Annotated in this window: 13 protein-coding genes; 7 read left to right on the top strand and 6 right to left on the bottom strand. The window is 46.8% G+C overall.

Going from position 1 to position 18,894, the window contains the following annotated elements:
• Positions 1-441 precede the first annotated feature (441 nt).
• The 4 genes from ACSF8X_RS20385 to ACSF8X_RS20370 all read left to right on the top strand — a co-directional run bounded on the left by ACSF8X_RS20385 (position 442) and on the right by ACSF8X_RS20370 (position 7,526).
• Positions 442-1,611, top strand: coding sequence for a potassium/proton antiporter (locus ACSF8X_RS20385; protein ID WP_240478274.1), 1,170 nt, complete (start codon positions 442-444; stop codon positions 1,609-1,611).
• Between the two features lie 143 nt (positions 1,612-1,754).
• Positions 1,755-2,936 carry a maltose/maltodextrin ABC transporter substrate-binding protein MalE gene (gene malE / locus ACSF8X_RS20380; protein ID WP_047878225.1) on the top strand — a complete coding sequence of 394 codons (1,182 nt, stop codon included), beginning with the start codon at positions 1,755-1,757 and terminating at the stop codon, positions 2,934-2,936.
• A gap of 78 nt (positions 2,937-3,014) precedes the next feature.
• The gene (locus ACSF8X_RS20375; protein WP_500851259.1) at positions 3,015-5,843 is read left to right on the top strand and encodes an amylo-alpha-1,6-glucosidase; all 2,829 of its coding nucleotides are present in this window, start codon (positions 3,015-3,017) and stop codon (positions 5,841-5,843) included.
• A gap of 162 nt (positions 5,844-6,005) precedes the next feature.
• Entirely contained in the window at positions 6,006-7,526 is a 1,521-nt protein-coding gene (locus tag ACSF8X_RS20370) for a DUF1254 domain-containing protein (protein WP_500851258.1), read from the top strand.
• A 91-nt stretch (positions 7,527-7,617) separates the two neighbouring features.
• Here the strand turns inward: ACSF8X_RS20370 and ACSF8X_RS20365 are convergent, their stop codons facing one another.
• The 4 genes from ACSF8X_RS20365 to malK all read right to left on the bottom strand — a co-directional run bounded on the left by ACSF8X_RS20365 (position 7,618) and on the right by malK (position 11,250).
• Positions 7,618-8,700, bottom strand: coding sequence for an aspartate/glutamate racemase family protein (locus tag ACSF8X_RS20365; RefSeq protein WP_500851257.1), 1,083 nt, complete (start codon positions 8,698-8,700; stop codon positions 7,618-7,620).
• A gap of 197 nt (positions 8,701-8,897) precedes the next feature.
• Positions 8,898-9,083 carry a hypothetical protein gene (locus ACSF8X_RS20360; RefSeq protein ID WP_047878221.1) on the bottom strand — a complete coding sequence of 62 codons (186 nt, stop codon included), beginning with the start codon at positions 9,081-9,083 and terminating at the stop codon, positions 8,898-8,900.
• A gap of 60 nt (positions 9,084-9,143) precedes the next feature.
• Positions 9,144-10,067, bottom strand: a complete 924-nt coding sequence (locus tag ACSF8X_RS20355) for an alpha/beta hydrolase (RefSeq protein WP_500851256.1) — start codon at positions 10,065-10,067, stop codon at positions 9,144-9,146.
• Between the two features lie 73 nt (positions 10,068-10,140).
• Positions 10,141-11,250 carry a maltose/maltodextrin ABC transporter ATP-binding protein MalK gene (gene malK, locus ACSF8X_RS20350; protein ID WP_047878220.1) on the bottom strand — a complete coding sequence of 370 codons (1,110 nt, stop codon included), beginning with the start codon at positions 11,248-11,250 and terminating at the stop codon, positions 10,141-10,143.
• 618 nt (positions 11,251-11,868) lie between these two features.
• Between malK and malE (ACSF8X_RS20345) the strand changes: the two genes are divergently transcribed.
• The 3 genes from malE (ACSF8X_RS20345) (at position 11,869) to malG (ending at position 15,611) form a co-directional block, all read left to right on the top strand.
• Positions 11,869-13,050 (top strand): maltose/maltodextrin ABC transporter substrate-binding protein MalE, encoded by a 1,182-nt coding sequence (malE, locus tag ACSF8X_RS20345; RefSeq protein ID WP_047878219.1) that lies wholly within the window; start codon positions 11,869-11,871, stop codon positions 13,048-13,050.
• A gap of 75 nt (positions 13,051-13,125) precedes the next feature.
• Positions 13,126-14,709 carry a maltose ABC transporter permease MalF gene (malF, locus tag ACSF8X_RS20340; protein ID WP_500851255.1) on the top strand — a complete coding sequence of 528 codons (1,584 nt, stop codon included), beginning with the start codon at positions 13,126-13,128 and terminating at the stop codon, positions 14,707-14,709.
• Positions 14,710-14,720: 11 nt separating this feature from the next.
• Positions 14,721-15,611, top strand: a complete 891-nt coding sequence (gene malG / locus ACSF8X_RS20335; protein WP_047878217.1) for a maltose ABC transporter permease MalG — start codon at positions 14,721-14,723, stop codon at positions 15,609-15,611.
• 478 nt (positions 15,612-16,089) lie between these two features.
• On the opposite strand, the gene ACSF8X_RS20330 is transcribed toward malG, so the two are convergent.
• Complete coding sequence (locus tag ACSF8X_RS20330) at positions 16,090-16,644, bottom strand: DUF1415 domain-containing protein (RefSeq protein WP_047878216.1); 555 nt, start codon at positions 16,642-16,644, stop codon at positions 16,090-16,092.
• 82 nt (positions 16,645-16,726) lie between these two features.
• A complete protein-coding gene (locus ACSF8X_RS20325; protein ID WP_500851254.1) occupies positions 16,727-18,748 on the bottom strand; it encodes an exoribonuclease II in 2,022 nt (673 codons plus the stop codon).
• Positions 18,749-18,894 lie beyond the last annotated feature (146 nt).

Below are 18,894 nucleotides of genomic sequence, written 5' to 3'. Positions count from 1 at the left end.
TTATAGAATAAAGCTGTGAATAATTACTGATTATCTCATTGTGTAGACGCTCAATATGATAAATATTAAAACCCTGGTAAAACATTGAGATAGTCAAAAGAGAAAATAGACTGACTTTAAAAAATGAGAATAATTCCCATCTTTCAAAACACTGACTTATTGTTTTTTTCATTGTTGTTATACACGGATTTCGGGAGTAGAAGTGTATAATTTTTTGTATGTTCGTCAATTAAAAAATCAAATTGTAGTGAAAAATAAGATTTCTTGATGTGCTTTTCAAAGTGCGACAAGGAATGCAGCATGTCTGGTAGGTATGTGTTTTTTCTTTTTATTTTGTTGATTGGTCAGTTTGTGTTAACCGATTGTGTTGATTTGGTGTGTTATATTTGAGGTGTTGCCAACCATTAACAAGAGGGAAGTCGATTGAGTAGCGGAATGATTATGTTAGGAATGGCGGTGTTGATCGCTGTCGGAATTTTGTTGCATAAGCCGTCAAAGACGTTAGGGCTACCTTCATTATTGATTTTTATGGGTGTGGGTTTACTGTTTGGAAATGGTGAATTTGATTTTGTTTATGACAATCTTGCGGTCACATCGTTTGTAGGCACGTTGGCACTGAATATTATTGTTTTTGTTGGTGGTTTAAATACTTCATTAGCGAGTATACGCATTGCTTATAAAGAGGGGGGAATGCTCTCAACAGTGGGAGTGCTGCTGACCACTATCATTCTCGGGGTAATTTTACATTTTATTACAGACTTTAATGTACTGAGCTGCTTGTTATTTGCCGCTGTCGTATCATCAACCGATGCTGCGGCTGTATTTTCCATTCTTGAATCTAAAAAATTAAAGCTAAAGGAAAGTACTGATACAGTGCTTGAGTTTGAATCTGCGACTAACGATCCGGTCGCGCTGTTGTTGGTGGGGATCTTGACAGAGATGCTGTTAAGTTCTGAGCAGATAGTCTCTGCAAATATGATTGCAGTTGAGCTTGCACAACAAATCCTAGTCGGGTTGGTGTTTGGCTATGGCATTGGTAAGTGCTGCGTCTATTTGCTCAATCGAATCAAGCTGGAAGAATATGGCCTGATTCCCGTTTTCATATTGTCATGCTTCTTTATTGCTGCTTACGGTAGTGAATTGGCCGGAGGTAATATTCTGGTCGCGTCATATGTGGCGGGTGTGATTATTGGCAATGAGCTATTGCGCGGAAAGGAGATCAGTAAGCATTTCTTTAACAGTTTGTCTTGGCTTGCTCAGGCATTGATGTTCATTATTCTTGGATTACAGTTTTTTCCGCGAGATCTTGTCGCTGACTTACAAGCTGCATTACTACCCGCGGCGGCGCTTATTGTGATTGCTCGTCCGTTAGCGGTATTCATCAGTTACTTACCATTTAGACGCACTAGCTGGCAGAAAAAAGTGTTTATTTCTAGTATCGGTCTGAAAGGTGCTACGCCGATTGTTTTTGCATTGATCCCAGCTTCTGCTGGGGTGGAAGGTGCGAATTCGATGATGCATATGGTGTTTTTCATTGTTCTGATCTCTGTGTTGGTACAAGGGTGGGCACTTGAACCAATGGCTAGATGGCTCAATCTTGTCGAAAAGTGATTGTTTATTTTTTTGCCACTAAATGTGGTCTGATTCACAGTGCCGATATAAAGAGGGTGGGGCGTAGGGGGGAGGAGGATGCTCATCACTGCAGGGGGGGAGGTAAGGTGGTTTCAAAGTTAAAATAACAATGGAATGAAGCCATGAAACGTGTAATGAAAACTTTTGCTCTGTGCTCTTTAACTGCGGCCATGATGCTGCCTATGTCTGCGTCTGCTATGCAAGAAGGTGAGATCCTTGTATGGATTAATGGTGATAAGGGTTATGAAGGCTTGGCTGAGGTCGGTCGCCAGTTTGAGGAAGACACTGGGATCAAGGTTAATGTTCAGTACCCTGAATCGTTAGAGGCAAAATTTCAGCAAGTCGCGCCAACAGGCGGCGGCCCTGATATTATTTTTTGGGCTCATGACCGTTTTGGCGGTTATGCCAAATCTGGCTTGCTGATGGAAGTGAAGCCTTCTGATGAATTCAAAAATAAATTGGTGGATTTCTCATGGGATGCCGTTACTTATGAAGGTAAGTTGGTAGGCTACCCAATCGCGCTTGAATCTCCCTCACTGATTTATAACAAAGACTTATTGCCTGAGCCTCCAAAAACATGGGAAGAGTTATATGCCATTGAGAAGCAAATGGCAGCCAAAGGCAAGAAAGCCATCATGTGGGATGTTAAGAATGCCTATTTTACATGGCCGATGATTTCAGCCAATGGTGGTTACGCCTTTAAGAAAACCCCGACAGGTTTTGATCCAAACCAAATTGGTATTAACAATGATGCGGGAGTGGCTGGCTTGACCTTCCTTGCTGATTTGGCCAAGAAAGGGGTGGTAAATCCAGATATGGATTATGCCGTATCGGAAGCCGAGTTTAATAAAGGCAACGTTGCCATGACAATCAATGGTCCGTGGTCTTGGGGCAACCTAGAAAAATCAGGTATTAACTATGGCGTTGCGGTTTTCCCAACGTTGGATGGCGGCAAGTCCAACCCATTTGTCGGGGTATTGAGTGCCGGTATTAATGCGGCCAGCCCAAATAAAGACTTGGCTGTTGAGTTTCTTGAAAACTATTTGATTACAGATAATGGTCTGAAGCAGGTAAATGACGATAAACCATTGGGCGCAGTGACGCTGAAATCTTTCCAGCAGAAGCTTGAAAAAGATAGCCGTATTGCGGCAACCATGACCAATGCTGAGAATGGCGAGATTATGCCAAATATCCCACAGATGACAGCCTATTGGTTTGCCGAAGGTGCCGCTATTGAAAATGCCCTATTGGGGCGTCAAACGGTAAAAGAAGCTCTGGATACCGCTGCGTCACAAATTCGCTAATGAATTATTAGCAGTAAATGAATAATGCGCAGTATCCAACGAGGAGCTGCGCATTGTTGTTTCTAGGTTTATCGTTATATGGATAAGACAACAATGGGTAAATGCAGTACGTCACCGTTTAAAGAAAGCCTTTATGTAAAAGGTACGTTCAATGGGTGGGGTGACGACACACCAATGGTTTATGTTGGTGAAGGCGTATATCAAGCAGTAGTGTGCCTGTCGGCTGACAGCCACAATTTCAAAATTTCTGATCAGCAGGGAACAGAAGCACTGTGTTTTGCTGCTGATAAGTACAAGGCAGTAAATTGTTACCTTGGTGAAATGCAGCGTTTAATTCCGGCGAAAGGGATCGGAAATGATTTAGTTTTTGATGCACCAGAAACAGGCTTGTACACCTTAGCGTTTTCCGTGCATGGCAAGAAGTATGAACTGACCTTGACTCAAGGCGGGGATATGGATGATTGCGAGCCGACCAGATCGCCTTTTCGTGCCGATTTCAATGTGAGGGGGGGGAGCGATAAGCTGGTGGGCAAAGGACGAAATGTCCTTGAGCCAGAGGTATTATTTGAAAAACTGGCCATTCGCAATACCCAGAGTGTCCCTTATGTATTTGGCGACAATATTGATGGTTATTATGATGGCCGAACTCATGCCTTTGTTGCCGCAGGAAAATACCGCCACAAGCAGGGATGGTATTTGGGCACTTATGCCTCTTTTGTTGATGGCTGTCTGAACAACAAAGAGCAGGCTAGTCACGCGGATTTGCTGCCGTATGGTGTGACGCATTCATATTGTCAGGGTGGTTCTCAGGCTACCGAAACCATGATGCTGATTTCCGGTGAGCGCAGTGGTCGCAGAAGTGCTGCAATACAGGTAACTAGCTCGACTCCGGCTGAGCTTGCGATCCTTCCACAGTTGAATTTGGCCATTGATGCTTCAACGGTTAGCTTGTTTGAATACGGTGTGGTTTATGCGTTATCACCAGAATTGCGCCAGCCGGGAACACCATCGTTTATTGCCTTGTGTGCTGACAAGCCGTTTAATTTTGAAGAGATGACCTTCACAAAACGGCCTGAGCTGAAAGATACGGTTTTTCTGAGTGGCCACCACGTTAAGCCATACTTGTGCACCAAATCCAAAGAGACCAGTTTTACGCTTTATTTGGCCTTTGCTGAGACGCAAGCCGATGCTGAGGCGCAAGCCAGGCAGTTAGTCGAGCTTGATGGGGTTATTTGCCACCAGCAGCAAGTCTACAATATGCTGACCCATTCTTATTTGTGGACGTCAGATCTCGAATACAACCGCGCACTGATGTGGGCAAAGGCTGCAGGAAAGGTATTTGTTTCCCATGAGTATGGAATGGGGATTTGGGCTGGACTGCCTTGGTTTAAAGATTGTTGGGGGCGTGATTCGTTCATCGCTTTACCGGGAATTACTTTGGTCAATGGGGACTTTCATGACGCCAAGGCAATTATCGACAACTTTTCCGCCATGCAGTTGGTGGATGAATCGAGTGTGAATTATGGCCGGATCCCGAATCGTGTGACCAGCCTGACCAATATGATTTACAACACGACCGATGGTACACCGTGGATGGTTCGAGAAGTTTGGGATTATCTACGCTACAGCGGTGATATCGACTATGCTAAGGCGATTTACCCAGTTGTTCAGACGTACATCGATGGTATTGAAAAATACTATCTTGATAGTTACGGATTGATGACCCACCGCGATCCAGATACCTGGATGGATGCCAAGTTGGAAGGGCGTATCCCATGGTCTGCCCGAGGTAACAGAGCCAATGATATTCAGGCGCTTTGGTATACCAGTCTATTGGTTGCCGTTGAGTTGGCGAGGTTGAATGCAGATCCCGCGAATGCGGAACGTTATCTGAAAATGGCCGAGCGGGTGAAGCAGAGCTTTGAGTTGTTGTTCTGGGATCAAGGCCAGCAGGTATTGGCAGATCGCCTGTATGACGATGGCCGCAGGGATCTACAAAACCGTTCTAATCAATTAATGACGCTAACAGTACCGTTTGACGGCAGCCTGTTGGATCGTCAGCTGGGTGCCAAGGTAGTGAAACATGCCGTGTCCAGCTTGCTGTTCCCATGGGGAATCACATCATTGGCACAAGATGATCCGATCTTCCACCCATTCCATGCTAATCGTGAGGAATACCATAAGGATGCGGCCTATCATAATGGCACGATTTGGGGTTGGAATGCAGGGTTCACGGTGTCTAGCCTGATCCGCTACGGCTATTCAGATTTTGCTTATCAACTAACCCAAAACTTGGCCGATCAGATTTTGCATATTGGCCATCGTGGAACAATGAGCGAGAACCTCGATGCGTTCCTCAATAGTGATGGAGAGCGCACGACGTCAGGGACTTATGCTCAGGCATGGTCAGTTTCTGAATTCACCCGTAATGGCTATCAGGACTATTTGGGTTTCTCACCGCAGTTGCTTGAACGAAAGGTGACGCTATCGCCATGCATGCCGTCAGCATGGCATGAGGTGCAAGCCGAATTGCGTTTTGGTAGGAATAATCAGTTGAATCTTCAGTACCAATATTGTAATGGCAAACAGACTTATCAGTTGAGTTACCTGAAGTCTGATGACGTGGGGATTTGTGTCGTACTGACGGCAGCGAATAAGTCTAAGCACCAACTCGAACTGGCACCACAGCAACTTCCGGCGGTGGTGGTATTTGATCCCGAGGCAATTTATGCAACGGTTGACGGTGTGGAAGTACCGTTAGATTGTGTTCAGGCCAGTTTTGTTGCTGAGATTGGTGAATTGACCTTTGCCCAACCGGATTACCATCGTCAGCATGAAATGCTAGCTGGACGCCATGTTCTGCAAGAGGCGATACAGTCTGCAGGCTTGGAAAGCGCAGTGGACTGAGTATTGTTTGAACCCCAATATAAAAAAACCTGCTTTGGCAGGTTTTTTTATATTTGATAATCGCGAAACTCAATATTGATTTCTAACGTTAGATAAGGTGGTTTTGTACAACCTTTAGCCTCTTGAGGTTGCTTGGATATGACCGTCACGTGGAGAATGCAAATGTTAAAGGCCAAACTGAAATATGTTGCTTTGCTGACAGGTATATTGGTTTCTTCATCCGTACTTGCAGCGAATAGCGTGTATAACACCGAGATTCCAGCCAGCATTATGACGCCGGATAAGGTTGAAACCCACCTCGGTGTTCTGCACTTCAAAGACGGTGTACCTAGCCAGCAGACCATGGAGCGGTTGTACGATAATCTGGATACAATGCGCGCGACGGAAGTTTTCCTGAATGCGATTCCCATGGCATCGTTAGAAGCGTTACGGATCGGGCATCAGAAGATGGGGGTGAAACAGTCCCATCAGGTGATGTTGTTCGATAACTTAATGGATTCCAATCCCCTGTTTCTGACCGGCAACACGGATACGGTGTATGCATCAGCCTTTCTTGATCTTGAAAAAGATGGGCCGACAGTGGTGGAAATCCCCCCGGGGATGGGGCCGACAACGGTCAATGATGCCTTCTTTCGGTTTGTAACTGACATGGGGGTTGTAGGGCCAGATCGTGGAAAAGGTGGTAAGTATCTGATTCTTCCTCCCAACTATGAGGGGGATATACCTGAGGGATACCATGTGTCTCGGTCCACCAGCTATGTAAATTGGTTTATTGCCCGTGGATTTTTGAAAGATGGCAAGACGGATGCCGCGGTGGATGCCTATCACTCGGGGCTGAAGATTTACCCATTAGCCAAGAAAGACAACCCGCCAAAGATGACCTTCGTTTCCGGGAGTGGCAAGTCATTTAATACCATTCATGCCAATGACGAGCATTTTTACGATGAGATTAAGGTTGTTATTGATAAAGAGCCGGTTGAATTTATTGACCCTGAACTGCGCGGGTTAATTGCGACAATTGGTATTCAGAAAGGCAAACCGTTTGAGCCGGATGACCGGATGCGGAAGATCCTCAAAGAAGGGGCGGCGATCGGTAACGCGACTGCGCGAGCGCTGATGTTCAATCCCCGGACCGAAAATGCATATATCTGGGATGACCGTAACTGGAAAACGGCATTTATCGGCAAAGATTATCAATGGTTAATTGATGGGGGGAACGGGGGGCGAAATTTAGATGCCAGAACATATTTCTTTTACATGGCCACGGTCAATACTCCCGCAATGGCGCTAAAAATGGTAGGTAAAGGCTCGCAATATGCCATTGTAGACAAGACGGGTGAGGGTGAGTTCTTTGAGGGCAGTAAAAATTATAGACTGACTATACCGGCAAACGTTCCTGCGAAGAACTTCTGGTCGGTGGTTGTCTACGATACGCAGACCCGGTCAGAACTCCAAACGAGCCAGCCGTTCCCAAGCAAGAATGACCAGCGTGACAAAATGATCGAAAACCCTGATGGTTCGGTTGACCTGTACTTTGGTCCTACCGCGCCTGACGGAAAGGACGCGAACTGGATCCAGACGGTACCCGAAAAAGGGTGGTTTGCCATCTTAAGGATGTATGGCCCGCTTGAACATTGGTATGACGGTAGCTGGAAGCCTAGTGATATAACAGAAGTGAAATAAGGTCTGTCGTTAACTAAAACGAGCGATTTGGGGTATATAAAGCCGGTCGATAAAAAGACCGGCTTTTGCCTATTATGGATACGGTAATTGGCTATGAATAAAATGCCGGAAGCACGTTGTCCATTAGCTCAGAAAGTTGGCAACCACCGGAATGTGCGGTAATGCCTAATTCTGAGAGTGATTGCTCTATATCCGTTTCTGTCTGGCTGAAGAATAGGGTCGGAAGGTGCCAATAACTACCTGTGATGCCTTTGCCTTGCTTGGCAAGGTAGTCACAGCAAGAGTCAAAAATGGCCTGCTGTATATCGATGGCTTGCTCTAGACTGTTAACTTTGAAGGTTAATGGTGGGAACCAGTCAAGGTTATTTCCTGCAAAGAGGCTGAGCGGTTGGGCTAGACCGTTACCCTCGTTTTCTGAATTCTGCGGCGAGATAGCATCCACCAAAGCCTGTGCTAGTACGCTGGAGGCATCAATGACGTCGATATTTTGTGGAATCCAGCCATTTTGTTTGAAGCGTTGGCAACTCTCTGAGGTAAGGGCGAGCGGGAGTTCTGTGCATCCTAATACAACCAGCTTGCATTGCTGACGAGTGCATTCGTCGGTAATAACCTCACACAACAGGCGTTCAGCCTGTTCGGTGATTTTGGCTGTCTTGATACCAAACTCCGGGTCATATATGGCGGCCATGACCTTTTTTTGGTTTTCTGGATTGGTGCTGGTGGAGGTCACGCCTTTTTCGGTCAACGCGCTTTGGTAGAGGCCCGAATGTATTAGGCTATCAACCCCCATGACAAGGACGTTGCTTGATGTTCCCTCTAGGGTGGTTGCAGTCTGCTTGAGCATGTCAACAAACGGCAGGGGGATGTCTTGCAGTAATTCTCTGAACAGAGAATGTGCACAGTTACAGGCTAACCCTAGCGAATCGACACCGAGGTGCTGCATGAGCCGAAGCGTGTAGCGGGCGGTATCAACCCGTCGCTGTTCTGGCAGATCCTCTGGTTGCCAGTGCTTGCCGACTTCTTCCGGTTTATAGGCCAGACGTGAATTGCCAAAGGCAATGAATGCTGGTGGCGTATCGTGGGTAACAGTCTGAATTTTTTTCAACAGGTCGACCATGGCTTCATTGCCTAGTCCACCAATGATCCCGATGCGTGGTGAATGGGTAGCGCCCATTGTAGTTCCTTTTTATTATGTCCTGTGGGCAGTGTATTAGTGAAATTTTATGCTTTCTTTGATTTGGATTCTGATTCCAGATGTAGATTTATACAGTAAATCGAATGGCTGAAGAGGATCACACTTTTGAATAGGAAGAGAGAGCAGTCCCCCTACCTTCATTGAGGTAGGGGGAATGAGAGAGTCATACTGGGTACTTAGTCGTCATCCATATAGACCCTGCCTTCGAGTGAATACGGTTCACATTGATCGTAATTGTTGTTGCTTGCCCCCCTTAATCGTCGGAGTTTAGCTTCAAGAGCTTTGGCTTGCTGGAAGTCACCCTCTTGGTAAGCCATATCAATACGCTGTTCAATGTCTTCAATTCTGTCATGGCTGCTCATTGTATGATCCTCCATTTCGAGAAAGAGCCGATTAATCTACGTTACCCACGGCTGAAACGATCACCCTTTTTCAGTGTAGGAATGAAAGATACTCGAATCCAGCTCTTGGAGGGAATCGTGCGATATGCCGGGGAAGAAGAACGCCAGCATTGCAGGAAAGCGAAGCGCCCAGGCTGATTCACTGTGGATAGCATCGGCAATGATGTGGAACTGGCAGTTAATCTTCGGGCTGTGTGAAGAAAGCTGGTTGGCAATGGCAGCGGCGTGTTTTTGATAAATATGGGGGAATATGCTTATGTTGTGGTCGCTGCTCTCTGCCGTTCCGATATCCATGTAGATGTTGACGGGGTGCTCGACGGGGGTATCGTGAATGAATTGGCGAATGGCCTGACTGGCAAACCAAAAAGCAGGTGAAAACACGCCGGCATTGGCAAAAATCGATGGATAACGCAGCAGGGCATACAGGCTGATTAGCCCGCCCATAGAGCTCCCCGCGATACTGGTATATTCTCGTTGTGGCAATGTCCGGTATTGGTTGTCGATGAAAGGCTTCAGGGTATCAACAATAAACTGGCAGTATTTCTCTCCATCGCCACCTTGAGGAATGGCACTTTGCTCCCAGTTTGTAAGCTCTGGCTCTGGGTGATAAGGCCAAGGTGAGTATTCATCCCTGCGGCCAAAGGCCTCACGTTCGCCGCTGCAGTCAACCGCAACGATAATTGCGCCAGAGAATGAGGTTTCCCGCTGGACGGCGTCAATACTCTCTCCTGCCTGCCAGCTCATACCGCTGATGCAAAGTGATGGCTCGAAAACATTTTGGCCGTCATGCATATAAATTACGGGATAGTGGTTTTGTGATTGTTCGTAGCCATCGGGTAAGTAAATACGAATAGTGCGCTTGCGGTTTAATTGGGGGATCACAAAATCATTCATGATGATCATGCGCGAAGGATCATAGCGTTTGGTGCGAGGGTCAATAGTCATGGAGGGTATCGTCGTTGCTTGAATATAAAAAAGGCGCTGAAAACAGCGCCTTTGGGAATACGAGTGTGATTTATTATACGCCTGGTTCTTGATACAGGCGGCGACACGCAGCCCCATCGCGATGGAACAGGTGGCATCGATGGGCAGGGATGCCCACTTTGAACTTGTCACCCGCTTCAACATCCAAAGTATCAGGACGACGGTAGATGAAATCAGCATCCATTTGATCAAGCTGCAGGTAGGTTTGAGTTTCATAACCCAGCTTTTCAACAACTTGTACTGTACCTTCAACAACGGCGTCGCCTTCTTCTGCCGAAACGAGGTGTTCGGGACGGATGCCCATTGACATGCGGTCGCCCTTGGTAACGGTTTTGCCATCAACAGGGATCCAGAAGGCATGTCCATTGGCCATTTGAACCATAACACGCTCGTCTTCAACCTGTTCGATGAACACACTCATGAAGTTCATTTTCGGTGAGCCAATGAAACCGGCAACGAAGCGGTTTTGCGGGTAGTGGTAGAGTTCAAGTGGCTTACCCACCTGCGAAACGTACCCGCCATCTAGCACCACGATTTTTTGTGCCATGGTCATTGCTTCAACCTGATCATGGGTAACGTAAATCATGGTACAGCCGAGTTGCTTGTGCAGTTTGGCAATTTCGATACGCATCTGTACACGAAGTGCCGCATCAAGGTTGGACAGCGGTTCGTCGAGCAGGAAGACATTTGGTTGGGATACCAACGTACGGCCGATGGCAACGCGTTGGCGCTGACCACCAGACAGAGCCTTAGGCTTACGGTCTAGCAGGTGGCCTAGCTGCAGGATCTCTGCCGCGTGGTCAACACGCTTCTTAATTTCGCCCTTGTCTGCTTTGGCAAGCTTCATACCAAAGGACATGTTGTCAAACAGGTTAAGGTGAGGGTAGAGTGCGTACGATTGGAATACCATGCCGACACCGCGTTCCGATGGTGGTACATCGTTCATGCGCTGCTCGCCGATATAAAGATCACCTGAGGTGATATCTTCTAGACCTGCAATACAACGTAGAAGCGTAGACTTACCACAGCCTGATGGCCCTACGAAGACCACGAATTCGCCTTCGGCAATATCGAGATCAACGTTTTTGGAAATCAGGTTCTCTCCATATGCTTTACATACATTTCGTAAAGTAACACTCGCCATCGAGCCTATTCCTCTAAGTTTGTTGTTGCCAGCAAGGCCGGATCTTATGCGTTCTGGGCCTTGTCGGTAAAGAATTCATTGTGCTGAAGATATGATGACAAAAAAACGGGTAGCAGCATCATTATTCATGATAACGAAGCTGCTACCTCGACTTAATCCGCACTATTTACTTCCCCAAGAAAAAGTACGGTGCTGTCGTCTAATAAAAGTGGCTACTGTGGATACTGCACATAAAGCAGAACAGTAAAAAGCATCTTCAACTACCCATTGGGTATGGTGTTATTTTTGCCTAGCGACAGCGGCAAAACATCCTCCTTATGAATAAATTTGTTGGGGGGATGAGGGGGGGAGGAGTGCCCAGATCACACTTTGAAATTTGGGGGGCTGAACACACGGATTAATCCAATTACCATGTGCGCCGTATCACAACTGTGCTTCATTATTAGATCTCCGTCACTTGCTCCGACGATGGAGATCACGGTTTTGAGTCTTTGTGGCTGGGGGCGTAGTCAGCAGGAGGATGCTAGATGCGTAGCCCTGGTGGAAGATACACCCTGAAAATTGCGTTGCATTACAGTCGTTACGCAAACCACATAACAATCATGAAGGATGTTAATAATGAAGAAAGTCCTCAGCACCGTCGCATTATGTACCCTAGCAGCTCTTGGTTCATTCAGTGCCCACGCGGCCATTGAAGAAGGCCAACTTACCATTTGGATTAATGGTGATAAGGGGTACAACGGTTTGGCAGAAGTGGGTAAGCAATTTGAAGCTGACACTGGCGTTAAGGTAACGGTTGCGTTCCCTGACAACCTGGCTGAGCGTTTCCCTCAGGTTGCTGCTGCTGGCGATGGCCCGGATATCGTATTTTGGGCTCACGACCGTTTTGGCGGTTATGCTAAGGCTGGCCTTCTGTCAGAAATCAACCCATCGCCTGAGATGAAAGACAAGATCATCGATTTTACGTGGGATGCGGTGAAGTATGATGGTAAGTATGTTGGCTACCCTGTTGCTGTTGAAGCACTTTCTCTGATTTATAACAAAGACCTCGTTCCAACGCCTCCAACCAACTGGGAAGACGTTGCGGCGCTGGATAAGAAACTGCAAAAAGATGGTAAGAAAGCCATCATGTGGAATCTGCGCGAACCGTTCTTCACTTGGCCGCTAATTACTGCCGATGGCGGTTATGCATTCAAGTACACCGCCAATGGCTATGATGCAAAAGATGTGGGCATCAACAATACCGGTGCTAAGCACGGTATGACTTTCATTAAGCAGCTTGTTGACCAGAAAGTGATTTCTGCTGACATGGACTACAGCATCTCTGAGTCTGAGTTCAACAAAGGCAATGTGGCAATGACAATCAATGGTCCATGGTCTTGGAGCAACATTGAAAAGTCTGGCATTAACTATGGCGTTACTCTGCTGCCTAAGCTCAATGGTAACCCATCTAAGCCTTTCGTCGGCGTGTTGACGGCTGGTATCAGTGCTGTTTCTCCTAACCGTGATTTGGCAGTTGAGTTTATTGAAAACTACCTGCTGACGGATGAAGGTCTGGCGAAGGTTGATGCCGACAAGCCTCTAGGTGCTGTTGCTTTGAAATCTTACCAGCAGAAACTGGACAAGGACTCACGTATCGCGGCGACAATGAACAACGCGATGAACGGCGAGATCATGCCAAACATCCCTCAAATGACAGCATTCTGGTATGCGCAAGGTAATGCAATCCAGAATATCGTTGACGGTCGCCAGAGCGTGAATGACGCGTTGGATTCAGCTGCGAAACAAATGCTTAAATAATTAAATAAGTACACCCGAAGGGAGGGGGATGCCTCCCTTCACACTTCATTGTCTTTTTGCTAGCAAGGTGCTGAGATGCAGTCAGTTCAAGGTGCAGGGCTTTTGGAAACCGCAAAGGAAAGCCCAAAATTAAATTATCGAAAGTGGCTGAAATGGTCGCTACTCGGCATGATCGGTACTGTTAACGGTTATGCTACTGTGTTGATGTATGCACAAGGGGAAATACCTTTTGCGCTTCTTACCGTTATTCTAACAGCACTGGCTCTTTACATTTTCGGTAGTAACAAAACGTACGAGCACCGCTATATCTATCCAGGTATCGCCGGGATGCTTGTCTTCGTTATTTTCCCTCTGATTTATACTGTTGGACTGGCCTTTACTAACTACAGTGCGAATAACCAATTGTCAATTGAGCGAGCCCAGTCGGTGCTACAGCAAAGGACATTTTTGTCGGGCTCTAGCTATGGCTTTGATCTTTACAAAGTCGACAATGGCCACCAGTTGATCATTAAGGCAGATGGCGGGCTACTGGCATCAGATGTGTTCGATTTGTCCAATCCACCTTCTGATGTGGCGATGAAGTTGCATTCAGTTGGTGCAGTGAAAGGGCAAAAAGAGATCATCAAAACCATTATTGCTAACCGCAGCAACTTGAACAAGGTTGAGTTGGCCATGCCAAGCGGTGAAGAGATCCGTATGAGCGGTCTACGTAAATTTGCTGCAGAAATGCCGCTGTTTACGCTTCAGCAAGATGGCGAGTCACTGTACAACAACCGTACCGAGCAGCTTTATAAGCCAAACATGGAAATTGGTTTCTACCAGCCTGTTGATGCTGATGGCAAATTTATCGATAAGCCAATTTCTCCTGGGTTTGTTGTGGGCGTTGGCGGTAAGAACTTTGAACGTGTGATGACCGATGACGGTATCAAAGAACCTTTCTTTGGCATCTTTATCTGGACGGTTGTATTTGCTTTCTTGGCTGTATCATTGACTCTGGCTGTGGGTATGGTACTGGCCTGTATCGTGCAGTGGGAACCACTGAAGGGAAGTGGTATTTACCGAGTGCTACTTATCCTGCCTTATGCTGTACCGTCATTTATTTCCATTCTTATCTTCAAAGGTCTGTTCAACCAGAGTTTTGGTGAGATAAACATGCTGCTAGAAGGTGTGTTTGGAATTAAGCCATCGTGGTTCTCAGATCCTATTATGGCCCGAGTGATGGTGGTCATTGTAAATACGTGGCTGGGCTTCCCTTATATGATGATCCTCTGCATGGGCTTGTTGAAATCCATTCCTGATGATCTGTATGAAGCCTCTGCGATTGATGGTGCCGGCCCGATTCAGAATTTCTTTACCATTACGTTACCTATGCTAGCCAAGCCACTAACGCCACTGTTGATTGCTAGCTTTGCATTTAACTTCAACAACTTCGTAATGATTCAGCTTCTAACATCCGGTGGTCCTAATATGGTCGGTACATCAGAGCCGGCAGGCTACACCGATTTGCTGGTTAGCTACACCTACCGTATTGCCTTTGAAGGCGGCGGCGGCCAGGACTTCGGTCTGGCGGGTGCGATTGCGACCATTATCTTCTTGCTGGTCGGCGGTATGGCACTGCTTAATCTTAAATTTACCAAAACAGCACTTGAGCAGGACTAAGGAGAGACGTCATGCCAATGGTTCAACCAAAATCTTTGAAGTACCGGGTTTGGGCAACGCATATCGGACTTTGCCTGTTCCTTGCGGCGACAATCTTCCCGCTACTGATGATCGTTGCTATCTCGCTACGTGAAGGTAACTTTGCCAGCGGTGAATTGATTCCTAGCAATCCGACCCTTGACCACTGGCGTCTTGCGCTAGGGTTTTCGGTCACCAACAGTGATGGCAGTGTGACACCTCCGCCATTCCCTGTGCTGCTGTGGCTTTGGAATACAGTGAAAGTTGCAGGTATTACGTCGGTTATTATCGTTGCGCTATCAACAACCAGTGCTTATGCCTTTGCCCGTTTTCGTTTTAAAGGCAAGAGTGTGATCCTGAAGGGGATGATGATTTTTCAGATGTTCCCTGCGGTACTAGGACTGGTTGCCCTATATGCATTGTTCGATCGTCTTGGCCAGTATATCCCGTTCTTAGGGCTTAATACGCACGGTGGCTTGATCTTCTCGTATATTGGCGGTATCGCGCTACATGTATGGACAATCAAAGGTTACTTCGAAACGATTGATGGATCTTTGGAAGAAGCGGCTGCGCTTGATGGCGCGACACCATGGCAGGCATTCCGTTTAGTGCTGCTGCCGCTATCTGTGCCAATCCTAGCCGTTGTCTTTATCCTGTCGTTTATCGGTGTTGTGACAGAGGTGCCTGTAGCGTCGCTGCTTCTGACGGATGTCAATAATTATACGTTGGCCGTAGGTATGCAGCAGTATCTGTACCCGCAGAACTACCTATGGGGTGATTTTGCCGCTGCCGCTGTATTGTCTGCCATTCCAATTACGACCGTATTCTTGCTGGCCCAGAAGTTTTTGGTGGGCGGCTTGACGTCTGGTGGCGTGAAGGGTTAATAATTTACGATTCCAATCAATAAGTGAAAAGCCTGCATATGCAGGCTTTTTTTTGTTTTTGTGAATTGACTTTGATATATATCATTGGGGTATATTTTAGCTAGTTAATAATATCCGTCGTTAAGTTGCATAATGTCTTTATTTATCAGTACACAAGTGTTTATTTTATTGGGTAAATTAACGAGTGTAGTCTTTACTTATATTCAAGGACTGATAAGATAATGTGTATAAAGCATCTTGAGTGTTTTATAAATAAGAAAAATATGCTTGTTCTCACTTGCAAGCATCTCCCTAGCTCTGATCTTAACGTTGGTTTGGCCGCCGATCTGTTAGGAAGTTGATGAGCTTGATTTATTGGCGTTACTGCATAGCTGGGCTTACTTTTTATTTTTATAAGTAGGTTTATTGGTAACAAAACCCGAACATTATGCTCGGGTTTTTTTATGTCATAACAAAAATAAGTTATGAGTAGCAAAGGTTATTTCAGAAAAGGAAACAGTTGCTTAATTTCTTGCGGAGTAAGAGATTCTACTCGAGCTATATTTCGTTCTGGTATCCCTTCTGGATCTGGGTAGTGCTTGAGAACTTTTTCCATGCTGGCTTCACGGATCAGGTGGAAAACAGGATACGGTGAGCGGTTGGTTAGGTTTTCTGCATCATCGGGATGTGTTCCTGCAAAGTAATAATCAGGGTGGAAGCTAGCGACCTGATATGTTCCTTCGTAACCGCATTGAATGAGCAGTGCATCCACAAGGTCGAGAAACTGGTTGTAGTCGTCAAATGCCTTGAAAAGATAGGGAGTGACAACCAGCGTTGTTTCCAGCTCTGTAACAGGCGTTTCATCGAGTTCGCGCAGTTGTCCGTAGATTTCCTCAAGCAGCGTTGCTTCGTCGTTCGATTGGCTGACGTGGATTTTGATTTGCTGGTTGCGCTGCGGTTTAGCCGCAAAAGGACAAAGGTTCAGTCCGATGACGACATCTTCGAGCCATTGCTCAGTGGCTTTAGCAGCCGTGATGGGGCAGGTTTTTGACATAGCTGACAGTTACTTATAGTTATGAATAAAAGAAGGGCCAGCATTGCTGGCCCTTAGAGTTTAGCGTATTGAAGACGGTCGCTTAAGCGGCATTGTCTTCAGAAGTCACCGGTGCTTCTTGCTCAGGCTTATTCTCTGCTTCTGGGGCAGGGAACTGCTTCACCGGTTTGGCAACAAGCTGGCGTGTAGCATCACGTACCTCGGCCAATACTACTTCAAAGTGATCACCCAGTTGGTATTCTTTCACTTTGTCGATGTTGATAATGCCAAGGTCACCGTTGCATTCGATGCGCGTTTTGTTGTCAAGGATCAGCGGAGCCGGAATAAACGCGGCCGCACCGTTCTCAAGCAGGCGAACACGCATACCCGCACGGTTGATATCAAAGATTTCAGCCGTAAATACCGTTTCTGCTTTCACCGCATCTTTCAGCAGGCGAACGTATAGCCAGTCTGCCACGTCGCGTTCTGCCATGCGGTGGCTACGGCGATGTCCCGCAATCTCTTCGCCTACGCTGTCATCCGGCTTTTGTGAAGGCTCTTGGCCAGTGATCAGTGCTTTTAGCAAGCGGTGGTTGATCATATCGCCGTATTTACGAATCGGTGATGTCCACGTCGCGTAAACATCAAGACCCATCGCAAAGTGTGGGGCTGGTGTATTGCCGACTTCACTGTACGCCTGGAACTTACGCAGACGGTTGTCTAGGTAGGTTGAATCTAGAGAGTTCAACCAACGGCGCAAAGCACTGAAGCCTTCAAGCGTCAGCAGTTGCTCTTTCTCAAACGGCGCTTCTGCGTCTTTGAGGAAGTCCATTGCGGCATCAATTTTCTCTGGATTGAAACCGTTGTGGTAGTTGTAGACACCCAGCCCGAATTTTTCTTTCAGCGCGCGCCCCGCACAGATGTTGGCAGTGATCATCGCTTCTTCGATCATGCGGTTAGCTGTACGACGCGGATCAGTATGGATAGCGATGACATCGTTATCTTCGCTGAGTTCGAAGCGGTAGTCTGGGCGGTCTGGGAAGACGACAGCATTCTTTGAACGCCAGTCACTACGTGCATTAGCAAAGCTCTGTAGTGCTTTTACCTGTTCAAGGATAACATCGCTTGGTGTCCAATTATCGCAATGGCCATTTTCAAGTAAATCTGAAACGTTGTCGTAAGCAAGACGGCCTTGTGATTTGATCCATGCTGCGAAGAAGGTGATGTCATCGCTGATAACGCCGTTTTGATCCACGGTTACGCGGCAGCAAATAGCTGGGCGTGTTTCGTCTTCCATAAGAGAACATAGCTCATCGCTGAGTTCACGAGGAAGCATTGGAATATTACGGCCAGGTAGGTAGATCGTGAAACCACGCTGACGAGCCTCGTCATCCATCTTATCGCCAACGGCAATATAGGAGGTTGGATCGGCAATCGCGACGGTCAGCTCAAAGCTGCCATCATCGTTCACTACCGTGTACAGGGCGTCATCCATATCTTTGGTTGATTCGCCATCAATCGTAATGAAAGGCAGAGCTGTGAGATCTTGACGCTCAAGGCCTTCATCAAGCATCGACCAGTTTTCCTGCGGTGCTGGCTCTGCGTTTGGCAGGTCATGACGTGCAAGCGTTACCCACCACGGTGCAATCTTATCGTTGCTGTCAGTGATTTTTTCGCGGATTTCACAGAAAAACGTTTTGTTGTCACCGACAAGAGGGTGGCGGGTCATATGAGCGACAACCCAATCGCCTTCTTTTAGCAATTCAGGATTCAGGCCTTTGACTGGGCGAGCCTTGATTGCGTCCTTTAGCTGTGGATGATCAGGCACAACATGCAGACGATCACGAATAAGTTTAACGCGACCGATAAAGCGTGTGATGAACTGCTCCAGTAGCTCTTGTGGCTCGGCAACTTCACGTTCTTTTTCGGTACGGATAACTGCCATGACACGGTCGCCGTGCATGACGTTTTTCATGTAGTTTGGTGGAATGAAGATGCTTTCTTTATTGTCCACTTCCAAGAAGCCAAAGCCACGGTCCGTTGCTTTGATGCTGCCTTCTTTCTTTGGCAGGGTTTCTTGGATCTGTTTTTTTAGCTGTGCGAGTAAAGGATTATCTTGAAACATTATGCCCGGTCTCAGGTTATTGACCCTGACACTATAAAGATTTCAGTCGCTAAAACCAAGCATCAGCAGATGATGAGATAAAAATGCGTACCCACTAGGTAATGTTGCACAGTTTGATGTGTGATACTTGTTGCACTTTGCGAAAT

It is taken from the genome of Photobacterium panuliri (genome assembly GCF_059920555.1).
This window is presented reverse-complemented; position numbering and strand designations above follow the sequence as displayed.